The sequence below is a fragment of the Pseudoalteromonas sp. ESRF-bin5 genome (assembly GCF_002632075.1).
GTDB classification, from domain to species: Bacteria; Pseudomonadota; Gammaproteobacteria; order Enterobacterales; family Alteromonadaceae; genus Pseudoalteromonas; species Pseudoalteromonas marina.
The window spans coordinates 1-16,956 of sequence record NZ_NTLW01000174.1 but is presented as its reverse complement, the minus strand read 5'-3'; the positions used below and the strand labels follow the sequence as shown (position 1 = coordinate 16,956).

Annotated in this window: 20 protein-coding genes; 11 read left to right on the top strand and 9 right to left on the bottom strand. The window is 39.9% G+C overall.

What is annotated here, in order from left to right:
- Positions 1 to 76: 76 nt before the first annotated feature.
- Together BCG07_RS10280 and BCG07_RS10275 are read right to left on the bottom strand one after the other, a co-directional pair.
- The gene (locus BCG07_RS10280) at positions 77 to 538 is read right to left on the bottom strand and encodes a hypothetical protein (RefSeq protein WP_277054083.1); all 462 of its coding nucleotides are present in this window, start codon (positions 536 to 538) and stop codon (positions 77 to 79) included.
- Positions 539 to 919: 381 nt separating this feature from the next.
- The gene (locus tag BCG07_RS10275; RefSeq protein ID WP_277054082.1) at positions 920 to 2,173 is read right to left on the bottom strand and encodes a multifunctional CCA addition/repair protein; all 1,254 of its coding nucleotides are present in this window, start codon (positions 2,171 to 2,173) and stop codon (positions 920 to 922) included.
- Between the two features lie 124 nt (positions 2,174 to 2,297).
- Between BCG07_RS10275 and BCG07_RS10270 the strand changes: the two genes are divergently transcribed.
- Positions 2,298 to 2,525 (top strand): hypothetical protein, encoded by a 228-nt coding sequence (locus BCG07_RS10270; RefSeq protein WP_039036470.1) that lies wholly within the window; start codon positions 2,298 to 2,300, stop codon positions 2,523 to 2,525.
- Between the two features lie 43 nt (positions 2,526 to 2,568).
- Here BCG07_RS10270 and BCG07_RS10265 read toward each other — a convergent pair whose 3' ends face one another.
- Genes BCG07_RS10265 through BCG07_RS10250 form a run of 4 tightly spaced genes read right to left on the bottom strand, consistent with a single transcriptional unit; the run spans position 2,569 to position 6,415 of the window.
- Positions 2,569 to 3,069, bottom strand: a complete 501-nt coding sequence (locus BCG07_RS10265) for a DUF1543 domain-containing protein (RefSeq protein ID WP_277054081.1) — start codon at positions 3,067 to 3,069, stop codon at positions 2,569 to 2,571.
- An 18-nt stretch (positions 3,070 to 3,087) separates the two neighbouring features.
- A complete protein-coding gene (locus BCG07_RS10260) occupies positions 3,088 to 4,437 on the bottom strand; it encodes a sigma 54-interacting transcriptional regulator (protein WP_286890028.1) in 1,350 nt (449 codons plus the stop codon).
- Between the two features lie 2 nt (positions 4,438 to 4,439).
- On the bottom strand, positions 4,440 to 4,955 hold the full coding sequence (locus BCG07_RS10255) for a hypothetical protein (protein WP_286890027.1): 516 nt from the start codon (positions 4,953 to 4,955) through the stop codon (positions 4,440 to 4,442).
- Between the two features lie 2 nt (positions 4,956 to 4,957).
- On the bottom strand, positions 4,958 to 6,415 hold the full coding sequence (locus BCG07_RS10250; RefSeq protein ID WP_286890026.1) for a sensor histidine kinase: 1,458 nt from the start codon (positions 6,413 to 6,415) through the stop codon (positions 4,958 to 4,960).
- A gap of 308 nt (positions 6,416 to 6,723) precedes the next feature.
- Here BCG07_RS10250 and BCG07_RS10245 point away from each other — a divergent pair, with 308 nt between their 5' ends.
- The 5 genes from BCG07_RS10245 to BCG07_RS10225 all read left to right on the top strand — a co-directional run bounded on the left by BCG07_RS10245 (position 6,724) and on the right by BCG07_RS10225 (position 9,727).
- Positions 6,724 to 6,957, top strand: a complete 234-nt coding sequence (locus tag BCG07_RS10245; protein WP_286890025.1) for an EF-hand domain-containing protein — start codon at positions 6,724 to 6,726, stop codon at positions 6,955 to 6,957.
- A gap of 24 nt (positions 6,958 to 6,981) precedes the next feature.
- Positions 6,982 to 7,209: an EF-hand domain-containing protein gene (locus BCG07_RS10240; protein ID WP_058550820.1), complete on the top strand. Its 228-nt coding sequence runs from the start codon at positions 6,982 to 6,984 to the stop codon at positions 7,207 to 7,209.
- A gap of 180 nt (positions 7,210 to 7,389) precedes the next feature.
- Positions 7,390 to 7,626: an EF-hand domain-containing protein gene (locus tag BCG07_RS10235; RefSeq protein ID WP_058403088.1), complete on the top strand. Its 237-nt coding sequence runs from the start codon at positions 7,390 to 7,392 to the stop codon at positions 7,624 to 7,626.
- A gap of 8 nt (positions 7,627 to 7,634) precedes the next feature.
- Positions 7,635 to 7,871, top strand: a complete 237-nt coding sequence (locus BCG07_RS10230) for an EF-hand domain-containing protein (RefSeq protein ID WP_286890024.1) — start codon at positions 7,635 to 7,637, stop codon at positions 7,869 to 7,871.
- A gap of 167 nt (positions 7,872 to 8,038) precedes the next feature.
- The gene (locus BCG07_RS10225; RefSeq protein ID WP_286890023.1) at positions 8,039 to 9,727 is read left to right on the top strand and encodes an amidohydrolase; all 1,689 of its coding nucleotides are present in this window, start codon (positions 8,039 to 8,041) and stop codon (positions 9,725 to 9,727) included.
- Positions 9,728 to 9,778: 51 nt separating this feature from the next.
- Here BCG07_RS10225 and BCG07_RS10220 read toward each other — a convergent pair whose 3' ends face one another.
- On the bottom strand, positions 9,779 to 10,030 hold the full coding sequence (locus tag BCG07_RS10220; RefSeq protein ID WP_008130966.1) for a YgjV family protein: 252 nt from the start codon (positions 10,028 to 10,030) through the stop codon (positions 9,779 to 9,781).
- 384 nt (positions 10,031 to 10,414) lie between these two features.
- On the opposite strand from BCG07_RS10220, the gene BCG07_RS10215 reads away from it, so the two are divergent.
- Complete coding sequence (locus BCG07_RS10215; protein ID WP_008130963.1) at positions 10,415 to 11,071, top strand: Crp/Fnr family transcriptional regulator; 657 nt, start codon at positions 10,415 to 10,417, stop codon at positions 11,069 to 11,071.
- Between the two features lie 95 nt (positions 11,072 to 11,166).
- Here the strand turns inward: BCG07_RS10215 and BCG07_RS10210 are convergent, their stop codons facing one another.
- Both BCG07_RS10210 and pepB read right to left on the bottom strand, forming a co-directional pair.
- Complete coding sequence (locus BCG07_RS10210; protein WP_006791881.1) at positions 11,167 to 11,733, bottom strand: phosphoribosyltransferase; 567 nt, start codon at positions 11,731 to 11,733, stop codon at positions 11,167 to 11,169.
- Positions 11,734 to 11,915: 182 nt separating this feature from the next.
- Entirely contained in the window at positions 11,916 to 13,211 is a 1,296-nt protein-coding gene (gene pepB / locus BCG07_RS10205; protein ID WP_008130960.1) for an aminopeptidase PepB, read from the bottom strand.
- A 115-nt stretch (positions 13,212 to 13,326) separates the two neighbouring features.
- On the opposite strand from pepB, the gene sfsA reads away from it, so the two are divergent.
- From sfsA to pcnB, 4 genes are all read left to right on the top strand, one after another.
- Positions 13,327 to 14,046: a DNA/RNA nuclease SfsA gene (gene sfsA / locus BCG07_RS10200; protein WP_138740512.1), complete on the top strand. Its 720-nt coding sequence runs from the start codon at positions 13,327 to 13,329 to the stop codon at positions 14,044 to 14,046.
- Positions 14,047 to 14,352: 306 nt separating this feature from the next.
- Positions 14,353 to 14,796, top strand: coding sequence for an RNA polymerase-binding protein DksA (gene dksA, locus BCG07_RS10195; protein WP_006791878.1), 444 nt, complete (start codon positions 14,353 to 14,355; stop codon positions 14,794 to 14,796).
- 18 nt (positions 14,797 to 14,814) lie between these two features.
- A complete protein-coding gene (gene gluQRS, locus BCG07_RS10190) occupies positions 14,815 to 15,717 on the top strand; it encodes a tRNA glutamyl-Q(34) synthetase GluQRS (protein WP_008130954.1) in 903 nt (300 codons plus the stop codon).
- A 187-nt stretch (positions 15,718 to 15,904) separates the two neighbouring features.
- Positions 15,905 to 16,956, top strand: a 1,052-nt coding sequence (pcnB, locus tag BCG07_RS10185) for a polynucleotide adenylyltransferase PcnB (RefSeq protein WP_286890022.1), incomplete at its 3' end; no start/stop codon positions are given.

Here is a 16,956-nt window from a genome sequence, read left to right as displayed (position 1 = left end):
CTGAATTCCTTTTGGCAGTTAACACTTTACATAACCGGTTCTGGCCGCTCTTGCCAAAATCCGGTTGATGTATTTGTTAGCCTTCGATGTCAATTTCGACAACTTTTGCATCTTTAAATAACCTCTTAGCTGAATCAAATACTGAGTCTCTATTACTAGGGTGCATTGTGATATCTATAACATTATTCGAACTAGTAAAAAGACTAACGCATCCAGCCTTTTGGACTTTCTTAATATCCGATTTTGTTACTAACTTACCACTAGCTTTATAGAAACGTGAATATGAATTTGGACGCACTAAAACAGTATCTCCGTTGTCGATAAACGTCCGAGCCGACTTATCCCAAAACTCTACTGGTATCACGGATTCAAACTTGCGTGCGGCAAATATTAGAAGTGCCAAAATTAAAAATAGTGCTATTAAATCCACAGTACCCTCAAGAAGGCTAACAACTTTGTATCCGACATGTGTCGCTTTATAAACCGACACATGTCCAAATATTACAATAAATTTAATGTAACCAGCTAATAAGCGCATGTAAACAGTTAGTTATGTAGCATTTAAATATTCTAAATGTAGAAATACCCCAAAATGGTAGAGATCAGTAATATTAGAAAGAAAAGTAATGTGCTAATAAACAGTGAGGAAATAAACAGTCGCCTTCCTTTGTGACTATTCACTTTTAATTCAGTCGCGTTCACATACTCTGGGGCTATATTAACGCATTAAGCAGTAGGATTTGCCGTGACCCCATCACTTGAACGAGAAGAGCTCGACTTTATTTTTAGTTTATATAAATCTGATAAAAACGCTGAGCCAGAGGCAAATAAACCACAGCATACGCAAATAAACGACCTTTAAAAGTACCGCGCCTTGAGGTGCAAGGCGTATCTCAATACTTGACTTAATTTAAACTAGTTAGCTTGTTGTACTTGGCTCATCACTTAAAAACGCTTTGATACAGTTTATTTCTGCCAGCTTTACTGCCTCGCCTATTTCTGGGCCTTTTTTGCCACTTTTAAGCGCCTCTTGCACTATGTGCTTTTTATCCATTTGCTGTAATTTACTATGAATGGCGCGCAACTTAATTGCCTGCGGGTAAGGCTTATTAACCAGTGTTTCTCCGCGACCTTGCGCGTCACACTGGCAGGCTTGAGTAAATGCTAAAAAGCGTTCAGGGTGCACCAAACCATTTAAATTAGTGACAATTAATTTATGAATAGTTTGCGGCCTAAGCTGATCAATCGTATGGCATAAAGTGTGGTTATCGCTGGTCAATACGCCAATATCACGAAAACGATTAGGCACTTTTAAACGATTACAAAATGACTCTACTACCGCTACACCTTCGCGTTCGTGACCGCGTAAATTGCCGCGTATTTTATAGCTAAGGGCTTTGCCAAAATCGTGGGTAAGCGCAGCAAAGCGGGTTTCTAAATTAAAATTTAAGTCGGCCGCACGCCTAAGCACCAACATTGTATGCACAAATACATCGCCTTCAGGGTGATGATTGGCAGGTTGTGGTACGTTTTTCATTTGTTCTATTTCAGGAAAAATGCCCAGCCCATCTAATGCTTGAAAGTAAAGCTCGGGGTGTTTTTCGCTAAGCGCTTTTTCGGTTTCTAACCATACCCGTTCAGGCACTAAATGGTTAAGCTCGCCTTTATTTTTAAGCTCTCGCATTAACGCATAAGTGCTGGGATGAATTTGCCAATCGCTGCCATAACGCGCTAAAAACCGTGCAATACGCAGCACTCGCACAGGGTCTTCTACAAAGGCGTGTGTGGTGTGGCGAAGTATTTTGTTTTGTAAATCGTGTTGGCCATTAAAAGGGTCAATAATTTTACCGTTTTCGTCAAGTGCCATAGAGTTTATGGTTAAGTCGCGCCTTGCGAGGTCTTCTTCTAGTGTTACGCTTGGGCTGGCGTCTACCACAAAACCGGTATAACCTTTGCCGCTTTTTCGTTCGGTACGCCCTAGTGCGTATTCTTCTTTTGTTTTTGGGTGCAAATAAACAGGAAAGTCGCTACCTATTGGTAAAAAGCCAAGCGATTCCATGGTACTGGGCGTTTCGCCAATAACCACATAATCGTTATCTTTTGATGCAATGTTTAGCAGTTTATCGCGTACTGCTCCACCGACTAGGTAAACGTTTTTTAAGCTACTTTTCACGTTGTTTCCACACTAATTTACAAACTTCATTTATAGCAATCATATCATTAAAAGCGTTGTGGTTTGCCAAGCATATGTAAGCTCATTACAATAGCGCATCATTTTTTGTTTAAGCTGTTATTCAATGAAAAATCATTCATCAAAAAAAGAGCTCATGCTGCTGCCAATTTTACTCGTCGTTATTGTTATGTGTGTGGCGGGGCACTTTTTATTGCAAGCTAACTTTCAAGACAGCAACATGGTTGAGTATATGTTAGCAGCCTTGCCGTTTGCTATGTTTGGCTTAGTTATTGTGGCTTTTAAGCTGGCATCAAACAGTGAAAAAAATGAGCAAAACGAGCAAGAAAAATAGCGGCTTAAGATAGCTTTATTATTCAGTGTTCAGATTACTTAACTTATAAAACATGGTAACCAAACCAATCCGGTTTTATAGGTTGTGAAAGCCCACTTGGGCTAAGTTTTATTGTTAATTGGCTGTCGAGTAAATCAATTGCAAAGCAATCGTCTACGTCGTGTAAGTCGTCTTTATGAATATGGCTCATGCCTGCTAATAAATCATGTTTAGCTCGCTGCTTTGCCTCTTCACTACTGCTTGCTACATATAATGCAAAGTCGTGTTGCTCTGCCATTGAGTCGCTTCTGTAAGCGCCTAAGTTTACAAAATAAAGCTGTTTATTTTGTTCAACATAACCTTCTACCACTTCTACTTTGTAGCCATCAATATTGTTAACAGCCATAAAACTATCCATGTGTACGCTGTTTTTGTCGCCAACCCATTGGCTTTTTAATTTGGTGTAGGTTTGCTCTATGTTTTGCCCAACTACAAAGCGAATGTCGTGCATTTCTATGTGGCAGCCTTGAATTCGCCCGCCTAAATACACCATAAATAACTGCATGAGGATTCCTTTAATTTTTTACGCCAAAGTATCAACGTCAATATTATGTTTTTTAATGAGTTTATAAAAGTCTGAACGATTACGCTTAGCAAGCTTGGCGCCTTCTGCTACGTTGCCGCCGGCCATTTTTAGTGTATTAATAACGTAATCACGTTCAAATTCTTTTTTAGCGTCGTTTAATGAGAGTGGCTCTACGCTTTTTTCGTTACTATCGAGTGCGGCTAACACTAAATGCGCTGAAATAACCTCGCCCGGTGTTAAGGCTACCACTTGTTCAACAACGTTTTGTAACTGACGAATATTTCCCGGCCAATCATAACGTACCAATGCGTGCATAGCATCATTGGCAAAGTGTTTTTCATTTTGGTTCATGCGTTTAGCGATACTTGCGCTAAAGTATTGGGCTAGTAGGCTTATGTCTTCACGGCGTTCACACAGTAGTGGTAATTTTAAATTAACCACATTTAGGCGGTAGTATAAATCTTCTCTAAACTGTTGGTTTTTAATGGCTTCGGGTAAGTTTTTGTGAGTTGCCGATACAATACGCACATCAATTGGGATCTCTTCTTGAAAGCCCACTGGGCGAATGGTTTTTTCTTGTAGCACACGCAGTAGCTTTACTTGTAAGTTAAGGGGCATATCGCCAATTTCATCTAAAAATAATGTACCGCCCTGCGCTTGCTGAAATAAACCTTGGTGATCTTTTACAGCACCAGTAAACGCTCCTTTTTTGTGGCCAAATAATTCAGACTCTAAAAGTTCCCCTGGTACAGCACCACAATTTATGGCCACAAAGGGTCCGTTACTGACTTGGCTATGCTGGTGAATAGCTTGCGCTAGTAACTCCTTACCCGTTCCACTGGCCCCCGAAATAAGCACATTAACTTGAGTAGGCCCAAGTAACTTAACTTGTTCAAGCAAGTGCAACATGGCACCACTGCGCGTTACTATATTACTTTTTGATGGGGCTTCATCGGTATTTACACCGTGAATATCTATTGCATTTGCAAGGCTATCGAATAGCTCGTCTTTATCGACCGGTTTAGTAATAAAAGCAAAAATACCTTGTTTGGTGGCTTCAACCGCATCAGGAATAGAGCCATGCGCCGTCATCATAATTACTGGTAATGCAGGGTATCGACTTTGCAGTTGACGATGCAGCGCCATGCCGTCCATTTCATCCATTCGTAAGTCGGTAATGACGGCATCAAACACGTGGCTTTTTAAAATTTGTAGTGCTGCTAAGCCACTTTCACAAGTTGTTACTTGATAGCCTTTTGATTCAATACGAATAGCAAGTAACTTTAATAAACTTGCATCGTCGTCAACTAATAACACTTTTGCTTGGTGCGGGCTATTTGTGGTCATGGTTACTGCTCCTTAGTGTCTTCGCGAAGTAATAGCTGCTGCTCTATATCTGCCAGCGACGACAGGGTTTTCTGCATTTGGTTATTAAGTGCTTGCTGCTCTTTTTGCGCGTTTATTTGTAAGGTGATTTGCTGTTTTTGCAGCCATAAGTACTGCTTTATATCATCAGGCCAAAAATAGGCTAGGTCGAGTTTAAGTAACTTGGTCATTACTGTATTTGGGTCGATACTTACGTTTAAGCACATAAATTTAAAAAATGCTTTTAGCTCATTTTCACCTTTAAATGACCGCTTTGTTGGTGGCAATGTAAAACCGCCGCATTGATTTGCATGCAGCGCTATAACCCGCTCAGCAGAGGGGTAAACAGGGGCTAATTTAGGCGTTGGCTTGGGGCTAGGAGATACATTTTTAGTATTTGATATTTTAGTATCGCCCAGCGCTTGCGTGCCATCATTAAGCTCACAACCCGATACAATTAGGCTACCTGCAAGCACACATAAAATAGTGAGTATGCGCATTGTTAATTAACTCCTAAATTTTTACTGATTGGTATTTTTATTAAAAAACGGCAACCGTGTGGTTTATTTTTCTCAACACTTAATGTGCCTTGTAGCTGCTCAACCGTCTCTTTTACTATTGTTAGGCCCAAACCACTGCCTTGTAAGGTAATGCTTTGCTCATGTTTACCTTGATAAAACGCACTAAAAATATGCTTTATTTCGTGCTCTTTAATGCCACAGCCGTTATCGGCCACCTCCAAACACAGCTGATTTTGCTCGCATTTTAAATTTACAATCACACCTTGGTTATCATCAGAAAATTTTAAGCTGTTTGAAATTAACTGAATTAGCATCATTTCTATTAGTTCATTAGGAAGCGCAAGGACAGTGCTTGAAACAGAGTTTTGCCAATGAATACGCTGCTTTCGAGCCGTTAAACGATACTCAAAATGACCATTAATTTTTTTAATTAAATGATCAATATTAACCTCGCTTGAGCTGTTTATTGTTGCTCTAATAGCGTTATAACTCAGTAGGCTATCTATCATCATGCGAAGGCGCACCGTAGATTGAGTTATAAGGGAAAGCACCGCTTTTTGTTCGTTATTAATAGGGCCAACAATTTCATCGGTGAGTAAATCGGTTCCTTCAACCATAGAGGCAAGTGGTGTTTTAAGTTCGTGCGTTACGTGGCGTAAAAACGTATCCTTTTGTTGTTCAAGCATATACAGCTGAGTTTGTACCCACTGTAGTTTTTCTCCGAGTTCGACTAACTCTGACGAGCCTTTTACGGCTATTTTTTGCTGCCAATCACCCTGCCCGAGCTTATCAATAACCCTAGTAAGCCTTTTTAAGCGCAAACTTATACGCCATAAAAAGCCGCCGCCAACCAATAAAGTAAGAGGAATAAGTGCCACTAGCCAATTTATAAACGACGCTTGTAGGCTGGCTAGCTCGTTTTGGTTATGGGTTATTTGCGCTTCGTTTTTATTTTTGAGCCACACTGTGAGCTCTGTAATTGACTCGCTTATGGGTAAGAAGAGCTCTGCTTTTTGCTGTTTTTTCTCAACGAGCTGGTGTTGTGCTGTTTGCAAAATAGTTAAAAGCTGTGTCCATTGGTTTATGTAGTCTGGGTTTGCATTAATGTGTTTGAGTTCATTTATGCTCTGCACAGACGATTGCCATTTATCAACAATGAGGGTGTTGAGCGCATCACTTTTTAACACCCAATTTTGCCTTGTTGCGCGCTCAAGGCTATTAAGGTCTTGCTTTAAATTAGCGAACGATTTTGTGAGCTGGTAATGATTACTCACAATTTGCTGGGTGGTTGCTAGCTGTTTATTTAACGCATTTAAAAAAACAATAACCACAATAGACAGTGGCAATAACGACAGCAGCATGCTTAAAGCAAACTGCCCTATTAAATTAGGGCGCCAATTAAGCATTGCATTGTAATGTTTAGCAAACGTTGCAGCCATTGCAGTAAACTCTGTAAGTAAATAACGCGTCTATTATTATCAATACCGCCTATACACATGCTGAACCATATTCATTTTAAATCGCCATAATGTTGCTAAACAGCAACAGCACAACTGATTGATTTAACTAAGATCACAAAAAATACCTTCAACCCTGTTGCTGTATTTACACAAAATTACATACAGTCAGTGTAATTTTTACATACAAACCCAAACTAAAAAACACAACTCATTGATAGTAAATAAAAATAAAATTTGGCACCCTTTTTGTAATGGGTGTAATAAATAAATTTAATAGGGAAATACACATGAACATTAATACTTTGGTTTTTTCAACATTACTTGCGTTGGGTTTAGTGAATACAGGCGCATACGCTATGGACGTTGACGCTACGTTTAATGAACTAGATAAGGACAGCAACGGCCTGTTAAGCAAAGTCGAGGCAAAAATGGACGCCGTGCTTAAGGAAAACTTTGCACAAATAGACACAGACCAAAATGGTCAGTTGTCGCTAAATGAATTTAGTAAATTTATTCAATAAATTATCTTCAAAAGGAATGAAATTATGAAACAACTTATTGCTGCTTTTTTATTATTATTTTTAGCTATCAGTGCAACGGTATTAGCTTCTCCTTCGGCCGTGCGATTTGCACACTTAGATACAAACATGGACGGAAGTATCTCGTTTGTTGAAGCTAAGCAAGATAAAGAGCTACTTAGACAGTTTACCGATTTAGACGAAGACAACAACGAGATGATCTCTAAAGCTGAGTTTGAGAACTTTAAGCCTTAACAGATTAAGTTTTGCTTAAGCTTTTAACTTGTAAAGTGTACTAAAGCATTTGCCATAATCCCTGAGGGAATGTGTAAAAGGATTTAATGTTGGGAGTTAAATTATGGCAAGTGCTTTATCTAATTAAGCGTAATACCTCATTATTCAATACAACTTAATTACCCTTTTGGAAGGACTACCATGAAGATACGTTACTTTGTAACCACCATAGCGTTGCTTTTAAGTTTTAATGCTTCTGCACTTGATGTAAAACAGCGCTTTGATCACCTCGATACAGATAAAAACGGTTACCTTACTCATAACGAACTAGAACGCCAGCCCCAGTTACTTAGCACGTTTATAATGTGGGATAAAAACCAAGACAAACAAATTTCATTAATTGAATTTAAAAATTACCTTACTAACAATCTTTACTGAGTATTTTAATGAATCCCATACACTTTTTTATTTTATGCGCTCTACCTGTATTTAGCGCATCAAGTTTTGCCATCAGTGACAGCATTAATAACCAATTTAAAAAAATAGATAGAAATAAAGACGGATTTTTATCTCGCTCTGAAGCCTCAATAGACCCAGCCTTGTGGTCTAAATTTGTAAGTTACGACCAAGATAAAGACGGTCGGCTAACACTGAGCGAATACCATTTATATGCCAGCAAGTAGCCCAAATTTAATTAACCTTTTTAACCTAACGTTTTAGGCAATTAATTTAATGGCTAAGCAGCTAGCTTAGCTTTAACTGTCTATTTTACGAGCTTATCGCATCCTATTGGTATTCTAAAAAAGGGTTTGCTAGTGTTATTGCACTAAAAATAACAAATCAGTGCACTATGTTACTCAAAAAATTACTTAAACCACTTATACTTGCCAGTCTCTGTGCAGGGCCTAGCTGTGCGATTGCGCAAACCAAAGTTATTTATAATGCCAATGGTTATACTCCGCTTTATAAAGGCAAAATGCAAAAAGGCGAGCTTCAACAATTTAGCACTTTGGTTATAAAAGATGGCAAGGTTGTTAAAGTAGGCGGCGACACACTCAAAGAAAGCTTTCCAGATGCCAAGCTAATAGACGCGAAAGGCAACACATTACTACCCGGCTTAATTGATGCCCATGGCCATATTATTGGACTAGGCGATAACTTATCGCAGTTAGATGTACGTGGTGCTAAGTCGATTGATGACGTTACAAATAAATTAAAGCAATTTGCGCAAGGCAAACAAGGTTGGATCATCGGCCGTGGCTGGAACCAAGAGTTATGGCCAGATACACGCTTCCCTAGCGCTAAAGATTTAGACAAAGTGGTAAGCGATCGTCCGGTTGTTCTATCTCGTGTTGATAGCCATGCAATTTGGGTTAACTCAAAAGCGCTTGAACTTGCAGGCATTAACGCCGACACAAAATCGCCAAAAGGCGGTGAGGTAATTAAAGATGAATTTGGTAACCCTACCGGTATTTTTGTTGATAAAGCTGAATCGTTAATTGTTCAGCACATGCCTGCCCCTTCAAAACAAGATATTAGCAACTCACTCGATGCCGCAGGTAAGCATTTATTAAGTTTAGGTATTACCTCTACTCACGATGCTGGGATAGATAAAGCCACATGGGAAGTGTACAAAGAGCGCGGTGAACAAGGCAATTTACCTTTACGTATTGTGGCAATGCTAAGCGGTGCTAGCCCAGACTTACCGGCTATGCTAAAAGCCGGGCCATATCACGATAACTACGACTTTATGGAAATTCGTAGTGTAAAAGTCTATGCCGATGGTGCATTAGGCTCGCGTGGCGCAGCGCTTATTGAAGATTATGCCGACCGTGCTGGACATCATGGTTTGATGCTTGAAACCCAAGAAAAACTCGAAGCTTTATTTACGCAAAGCTTTAAAAACGGTTTTACCGCCAACACCCATGCCATTGGTGACAAGGCCAATCGTGTGGTTTTAGACGCCTACGAAAATGTATTTAAAAAAACAGGCGGTATTTTACTGCGCAACCGTATAGAGCACGCGCAAATAGTAACGCCAGACGATATTCCTCGATTTAAAGCACTAAAAATTATTCCATCAATGCAACCTGTTCATGCTACGTCTGACATGCATATGGCAGAGCAACGCCTAACTGAGAAGCAACTTAGCTTTGCATACGCATGGCAAACATTTTTACAACAAGGTTCAGTGGTTGCTGCGGGTTCTGACTACCCTGTAGAGCTTGCAAACCCGTTTGATGGTTTATATTCAGCAATAACGCGAATGGATCATAACAAACTGCCTGAAAACGGCTGGCGTCCAAGCGAAGTACTAAGCCGCGAAGATGCACTACGTGCATTTACACTGGGCGGTGCTTATGCTGCGCATCAAGAGTTTAAAATAGGGAGCTTAGAGCAAGGTAAATGGGCCGACTTTATTTTAGTGGATAAAGATTACTTTAAAGTACCCGTTGAAGATATATACAAAACCCAGGTGCTACAAACATGGATTGCCGGTATGAAGCGATTCGATAAAAAAGAGAGTGATACTAAATAAACAAAAAAAGGTTAACGCAAGTTAACCCTTTTTTTATACAAACCATATCATTTAGCTTTTTGGCTGCTGTGCCTCTGGCTGAACAGCTTTTGGCTGACGGTATAATTTTATAATGTGATACAAGTTAACCAATGCCAGTAACGCGTTGGTAAAAACAACGGGAACAGCACCAATGGCTACACCGTAAGCCGTAAACACAATACACCCTAACATGTTGTACCAACGAAGCTTTACTACATCGGTCATAGTGAGTGATGCAACCAATAAAGCTGACGCAATATAGCCTAAATATTCCCAACTCAATTGTTCTCTCCTAACCTTTGGGTTAGCATTACACTAATGCTAACTTATTACAGTTGTAAGTATTGCAAAGTAATAGCACTTTGCTTAATTATGAGCGTTATTTAGATTTTGAAAAATAATTGGCTAGTAAGAGAGTAGCTCTCTTATATTAATAATTAAGCGAAGTGACATACGTAAATAAAAAGCTAACTTGCTTAAAAACCTGAAAAAGTTTGCCGGCAAAAAAACCAACAAATTCTTAAATCATTACACGGGAAATGAAGGTAAAATAATACCCATAGCAAAGCTAAAAGTATTAGTAGCAAGTTAGCGTAAATTCTTAATGTGTTAATGCTACCGTCATTAAAACATAATAAATAGGACAAATGTCCGAAGAGCATATTGATGTTTCAATACCATTTTTCTAGTTATCTTGTTGAACAGCTATTAACCTTTGCAGGTAGTAGTTATCAACAATCAAAAAAAGAAGTGCTGATCCATCAAGATCAGCCTTTAAGCAAGCTTGTGCTTGTGCGCAGCGGCACTGTGTCATTTAGTTATGACGTAGGAAACGGACGACGCCTGCTGCTAGGACAACTGGATTGTAATAATACCCTGATAGGTGAAATAGAAGCACTTAACAACAATCCGTGTATTTATACGGTAACGTGTTTTAGTGATGTGACTTACAACCTGATTGAATTAAGGCATTGGCGTGCATTATTGCTCGAAAAACCAGAGCTAAGTTTATACACAGCACAAACTATTGCTGCTAAGTTTCAAGAAAATCAAAAAATCAACTTAGATAAGTTATTACTACCACTTAGCTACAATATAGCTAAAGATTGCCTGCTGAGAGCCGAGAATAACAACCCTACACTACTTAGAGCCTACCCAACGGTAAATGCAGAGGCAGAACGTTTTGCAACCACTGAGCGAGCTTACAGGCGTGTTGTAACAGAGTTAGTAGAAAAAGGCCTAGTGCAAAGAAGCACTACTGGTTTACAAGCGGTCGATATTCCAATGCTTAGTGAATATGTAGACAGCTTTGCACAACTTTAAGCTCACAAAAAAAGGCCAATTAAGGCCTTTTTTATTGCCCTAAAAACAAATAACACGTTCTTAAGGCTAAATATGCATTTGATGCACTCGTTGTATTAGTCTTCTAACAAAATATCGTGAATTTTCACTAAGTCAGATTTACCTTCAATAATTTCATCTGGTGTTAAACCCGACAATTCATGCGGGAATACTAACCATTCTTCCGACTCATGAATGTAGTAATCAGGCACGGTATCTACTTTTGAATTTTTTGGTTTGTAGTATGGGCAAGCAATTCGAATATCGCGCGGTAAATTTAAGCGCATTAGTTCTGAAAGCTTTTCTTTCAGTGCAACAATACTGCGCCCTGAGTCAAATACATCATCAACAATAAGCAGAGAATCACCCGCATTAGCGTTTTCTACAATGTAATGTAAACCATGTACTTTAATTTCTTTTGATTGCTGGCCAATACCGTAATAAGACGATGTACGCACTGCAATGTGGTCAGTTTCAATACCTTTGTAATCGTAATATTCTTGCACAGCAATACCAATTGGTGCACCACCTCGCCAAATACCTATAATAAAATCAGGACGAAAGCCGTCTTTGTATACTTGTGCCGCTACGCGGAATGAATCTTCAAGTAACTGTTGAGCTGTGATATAGCACTTATCTGACATAGTTAGAAACCCCAGTGGTGGATATTATATTTGAGCGTAGTTTAGAGTAAAACCAACTTAGCCACTCAAACAGGTATTGGCGATGGATTTTACCGTAAATTAAATAAAATTGCTTGCTTGTAGATCAAAAAAGGCACCAAACGGTGCCTAATTTTAATATAAAAAGCCTAACTTAGTTAATATTATGCTTTTTCTAGCAACGTACGAGCAACCGTGCGCATACCTTGTGTTGTTGCGCCTGCAGCCCATTGGCTCGTGCTACCCATGTTAAAAGCAGCAGCTAAATCAATGTGTACCCAACCTTGGCCATCGTTTGGCACAAAGCGTGATAAAAAGCCTGCAGCATTTGACGCACCACCATAGCCGCCCCCTTTTTGCGCTCGGCTGTTAGCCGTATCAGCATAAGGTGATGGGCAGTTTTGTTGGTGCCACTTTTCAAGTGGTAATGGCCAAGCTGCTTCCATTTCTTGAGATGCAAAACCTTCAACCTCACGCGCTAGCTCTTTATCTAGTGCAAACAACGCATTGTATTCTTGACCAACAGCAACCAACGCCGCCCCCGTTAATGTTGCAGCATCAATAATTAAAGGTGCGCCTGTTTCACCCGCAGCCATTAAGCCATCGGCAAGCACTAAACGCCCTTCTGCATCAGTATTTACAATTTCAACGGTTGTGCCATTTTTGTAAGTAAGAATATCGCCTAATTTGTAAGCGTGGCCAGAAATTAAGTTCTCAGCACAACATAAGAATAATTTAATGCGCTTTTCAATGCCACGATTAATAGCAAGTGCTAAACCAGCCGTTACTGTTGCAGCACCGCCCATATCGCACTTCATCCCTAGCATGCCTTCGCTCGATTTAATTGAATAACCGCCCGAATCAAACGTAATGCCTTTACCCACAAGGGCTGCACTAACGGGTGCGTTATCATCGCCTGTTGGGTTGTAATCAAGCTCTAACAATACCGGAGGACGAACACTTCCGCGACCAACAGCATGAATACCAATCCATTGCTGCTCTAATAACGCATCGCCTTTAATTATTTGATAGCTTACGTGCTCTGGCGCAAGCGATTGAATAAACTCAGCTGCTTTTTCAGCAAGGCTTTCAGGATATATATCATCTGCGGTGCCATTAACCATTTCACGCGCCCATGTTGCTGAGCCTTTTAAATGCGCAAGTTCTTTAAGATCTGACTGTGCGTTATCAACAAATTCAACACCATTTAACAATTTTGGTGTTACAAAGCCTTGGTAAAAAGCCCATTGGCTTTCTGTGCACCACGTGTCGCCCGCAAGCTCAACATGCTTAACACCTTGATTAGCAATTGTACGCGCTGCTTTTTGAACATTTTTTAATGTTTCTTGCTCAGATAAATGAACGGTTGCGCCACGCTCGTTAAAAGACAACGTTGCGCTTTCGCCCCAATGACTCGGTGCTGCGTGTTCGCTTAGTTGAACAACAAATTTTTCACTCATGTTAGAATATCCTTGCACTTAAATGTGCTGTTGAGTTTACTATAGTGCGCCTAAGTTCCCAACAGCTTGAGATAAATAACCCCTATCACACTATTTAACCGCATTGGACACAACCATGAAGTACACACCTGCACTGCAATCAGCCACACTATTAAAACGCTACAAGCGCTTTTTAGCTGATTTAAAACTTAACAATGGCGCTGAGTTTACCGCCCATTGTGCCAACACCGGAAAAATGACCGGCTGCGCCGAACCAGGTTTTACTGCTTTTTATTCAACCAGCGATAACGCAAAACGAAAATATCCACATTCATTAGAGCTGACCAAAAACAATTTAGGGCAATTAATATGTGTTAATACAGCGGTAGCCAATAAAGTAGTAGAAGAAGCGATAAATCATAAAGTGATTGATGAACTAACAGGCTATGAGCAACTTCAAAGTGAAGTTAAATACGGCAGTGAAAATAGCCGAATCGACTTTTTACTCACAACCCCAAACAAACCAAGCTGCTACGTTGAAGTTAAATCGGTCACTTTAATAAGCCAAGATGATCCACACAGCGGCCAAGGTTATTTTCCGGATGCACAAACACTGCGTGGACAAAAGCACCTTCGCGAACTTATTGAAGTGGTCGAATTAGGCCATCGCGCCGTACTACTGTTCGCTGTTTTGCATGAGGGGATTAATATTGTCAGCGCGGCGGCGCATATTGATGAAAAATACGCAGCGCTTTTACAACAAGCCATCGATGGCGGTGTTGAAGTTATCGCTTATAAAGCACTTATTTGCGCAAACGAAGTCGTTCTTCATAAAAAAATAGCATTTGTAGCTTAATGTATAACCCAATCATTAAGCTCAGTAATTGTAATTAGAACAAACAACGCGATGAAAAGATTGAAGCAATAAAAATCAATTCCAGAGTTAAACTTGTTTTTTAAAGTTTTGCCCCCATATAAAGGCAAGTTTTACAAACCAGTAAGTTAGTTAAATAAGCACCCTCATTTAACGCACTTTTTACTCGCAAAGCATGGTTGAAGCTAATTCGAATAATTAAAAATAAATTTGCCTAGGGTATAAGTTTCTGTTATTTATACCGCCGGCTAATGCTGAGGCATTAAATTAAGGATTTAGGAGAGAGTTATGCCAGACCAAAAGAAACATGGTTTATTGGCTCAAGCCGGTTTAGAACCATACCAAGAAAAACCAGGCGAAGAGTATATGAATGAAGCACAACGTGCTCATTTCAAAACGATTTTAGAAACTTGGCGTAACGATTTACGTAACGAAGTTGATCGTACAAAATCGCATATGCAAGACGAAGCTGCTAACTTTCCTGACCCAGTTGACCGCGCTGCACAAGAAGAAGAGTTTTCTTTAGAACTTCGAACTCGTGACCGCGAACGTAAATTAATTAAAAAAATTGAAAAAACAATTATTTTAATTAAAGAAGATGATTTTGGCTTTTGTGAGTCTTGTGGCATCGAAATTGGCATTCGCCGCCTAGAAGCGCGACCAACTGCTGATTTATGCGTAGACTGTAAAACACTTGCAGAAATTAAAGAAAAACAAGCTGGACGCGGCTAATTAACCCTATTAATTAGCATGCCACCTGCAGCCGTTACTGCGCCTATGCGCAACTATCGCGGTCGTTTTGCACCGTCTCCTTCTGGGCCACTTCATTTTGGCTCACTTGTTGCGGCTGTGGGCAGTTACCTTGATGCAAAAGCAAATAAAGGGTCTTGGCTCGTCCGTATCGAGGATATAGACACCACTCGAGTGGTGAAAAATGCCGACACCGATATTCTAAATACCTTACAAGCCTATTGCCTCCACTGGGATGAATCAGTTGTTTATCAAACTAAGCGGCTCGATTTATACCAAGACGTAGTCAGCTCCCTTGAAAATCAACAATGTGTTTATGCTTGCCACTGTAGCCGAAAACAAATAAAAGCATTGGGTGGAATTTACCAAGGCCAGTGTAAAAACCTTGGACACCCAACCGATACAGGCGCACTACGATTAACACAATGCCATGCAACCACACACTTTAACGATCTGATTCAAGGTGATATTTGTGTTAGTAGCGAGCTGGCACACGAAGATTATATAATAAAGCGCAGTGATGGCTTATTCGCCTACCAATTAGTGGTTGTTGTGGACGATATTGATCAAGGCATAAATAGGATTGTTAGAGGCGCCGATTTAATTGAGCCAACAGCACGGCAAATCAGTTTATTTAAACAACTTAATCACCCTATTCCTGAGTTTGCTCACTTACCTTTAGCCGTTGCCAAGCCCGGTTTTAAGCTATCTAAACAAAACTACGCTCCTGCAATTAGTAAAGCCGAGCCAAAACCCGCATTGATAAGTGCCTTTGAATTTTTAGGCTTGCCAACTCATGCCAATTTAATGGATTTAACTACTGAGCAACTCATTGAATGGGGCGTAAATACCTTTGAGTTAAAGCAAGTGCCGCAAGTCGCTGAAATACAAATTTCTCAGTAGCAAACAAGTTAAGCCAAGCAATTTACTAAACTGTGTAAATAAAATCGTTAAAAACAGCTTAATTTCAACACATCAACTTAATTTTTAAACCCTGCTGGTATATGATAGCCGCCTAAATATGTGCTATTTGAGTAAGACGGTGAGTATTGGGGTTTAACACCACTATTTGCGGTTATTTTTGATTGCGATGAAAGGCCAATCAACACCTTCTAGGAGACGGATTATTATTTCCAAGCTTTTTCAATTTTGCCGACAGATAATCGGCCCAAATACGAGTGCTGAAAATGCCTCTGTAAGCAGCGAACCATTAGTAATCACGCGCGGTGAGCATGGTATTTCTCGTAAACAATTTAGCCCAAATGCAATCAAAGTTTTATACCGATTAAAAGACGGTGGCTTTGATGCCTACCTCGTTGGTGGTTGTATTCGCGATATATTGTTAGGTCAACAACCTAAAGACTTTGATGTAGTCACTAACGCAACGCCCGACCAAGTTAAAAAGCTTTTTAGAAACTGTAGATTAATTGGTCGCCGTTTTCGTTTAGCGCACATTGTATTTGGCCGTGAAATTATTGAAGTGGCAACCATGCGCGGTCATCACGAAGCGCCTGAGTCTAAAAACCAAATAAGCCAATCAAGTACTGAAGGGCAATTATTACGCGACAACGTATTTGGTAGCATTGAAGAAGATGCTGAGCGCCGTGATTTTTCAATTAACGCGCTGTATTACTCAATTAACGATTTTAGCATTCATGATTACGCCAATGGTTTAGCCGCTATTAAAGCAAAACAAATAGAGCTTATTGGCGATCCTGAAACACGCTACCGTGAAGATCCAGTGCGTATGTTACGCGCAGTACGATTTGCAACAAAGCTTGATATGAGCATTGCGCCAAATAGCGAAAAGCCGATCAGCGAGCTTGCCAGCTTACTTGATAACATTCCACCGGCGCGTTTGTTTGAAGAAGTACTTAAACTGTTTTTAAACGGTAAAGCTGAAGCTAACTTTTTAATGCTTCGCCAGTACGGGCTTTTCCGTGCATTATTTCCTGCGCTAGATAAAATTTTAGAAGCCAACCCAAATGGTTTAGAACAAGCCTTTGTTCAGCAAATGTTTCAAAATACCGATAAACGCATAAATGCAGATAAAAAAGTAACGCCTGCATTTATTTTTGCCGCGCTATTATGGTTCCCACTTTTAGCAATAACCAAAAAGCTTCAAGCCGAAGAACAACTTAG

Bases quoted from the DNA above. Each gene is read 5' to 3' on its own strand.
- BCG07_RS10280 (WP_277054083.1), bottom strand. From the start codon at position 538: ATGCGCTTATTAGCTGGTTACATTAAATTTATTGTAATATTTGGACAT.
- BCG07_RS10270 (WP_039036470.1), top strand. From the start codon at position 2,298: ATGAAAAATCATTCATCAAAAAAAGAGCTCATGCTGCTGCCAATTTTA.
- BCG07_RS10265 (WP_277054081.1), bottom strand. From the start codon at position 3,069: ATGCAGTTATTTATGGTGTATTTAGGCGGGCGAATTCAAGGCTGCCAC.
- BCG07_RS10260 (WP_286890028.1), bottom strand. From the start codon at position 4,437: ATGACCACAAATAGCCCGCACCAAGCAAAAGTGTTATTAGTTGACGAC.
- BCG07_RS10255 (WP_286890027.1), bottom strand. From the start codon at position 4,955: ATGCGCATACTCACTATTTTATGTGTGCTTGCAGGTAGCCTAATTGTA.
- BCG07_RS10250 (WP_286890026.1), bottom strand. From the start codon at position 6,415: ATGGCTGCAACGTTTGCTAAACATTACAATGCAATGCTTAATTGGCGC.
- BCG07_RS10245 (WP_286890025.1), top strand. From the start codon at position 6,724: ATGAACATTAATACTTTGGTTTTTTCAACATTACTTGCGTTGGGTTTA.
- BCG07_RS10240 (WP_058550820.1), top strand. From the start codon at position 6,982: ATGAAACAACTTATTGCTGCTTTTTTATTATTATTTTTAGCTATCAGT.
- BCG07_RS10235 (WP_058403088.1), top strand. From the start codon at position 7,390: ATGAAGATACGTTACTTTGTAACCACCATAGCGTTGCTTTTAAGTTTT.
- BCG07_RS10230 (WP_286890024.1), top strand. From the start codon at position 7,635: ATGAATCCCATACACTTTTTTATTTTATGCGCTCTACCTGTATTTAGC.
- BCG07_RS10225 (WP_286890023.1), top strand. From the start codon at position 8,039: ATGTTACTCAAAAAATTACTTAAACCACTTATACTTGCCAGTCTCTGT.
- BCG07_RS10215 (WP_008130963.1), top strand. From the start codon at position 10,415: ATGTTTCAATACCATTTTTCTAGTTATCTTGTTGAACAGCTATTAACC.
- BCG07_RS10210 (WP_006791881.1), bottom strand. From the start codon at position 11,733: ATGTCAGATAAGTGCTATATCACAGCTCAACAGTTACTTGAAGATTCA.
- pepB (WP_008130960.1), bottom strand. From the start codon at position 13,211: ATGAGTGAAAAATTTGTTGTTCAACTAAGCGAACACGCAGCACCGAGT.
- sfsA (WP_138740512.1), top strand. From the start codon at position 13,327: ATGAAGTACACACCTGCACTGCAATCAGCCACACTATTAAAACGCTAC.
- dksA (WP_006791878.1), top strand. From the start codon at position 14,353: ATGCCAGACCAAAAGAAACATGGTTTATTGGCTCAAGCCGGTTTAGAA.
- gluQRS (WP_008130954.1), top strand. From the start codon at position 14,815: ATGCCACCTGCAGCCGTTACTGCGCCTATGCGCAACTATCGCGGTCGT.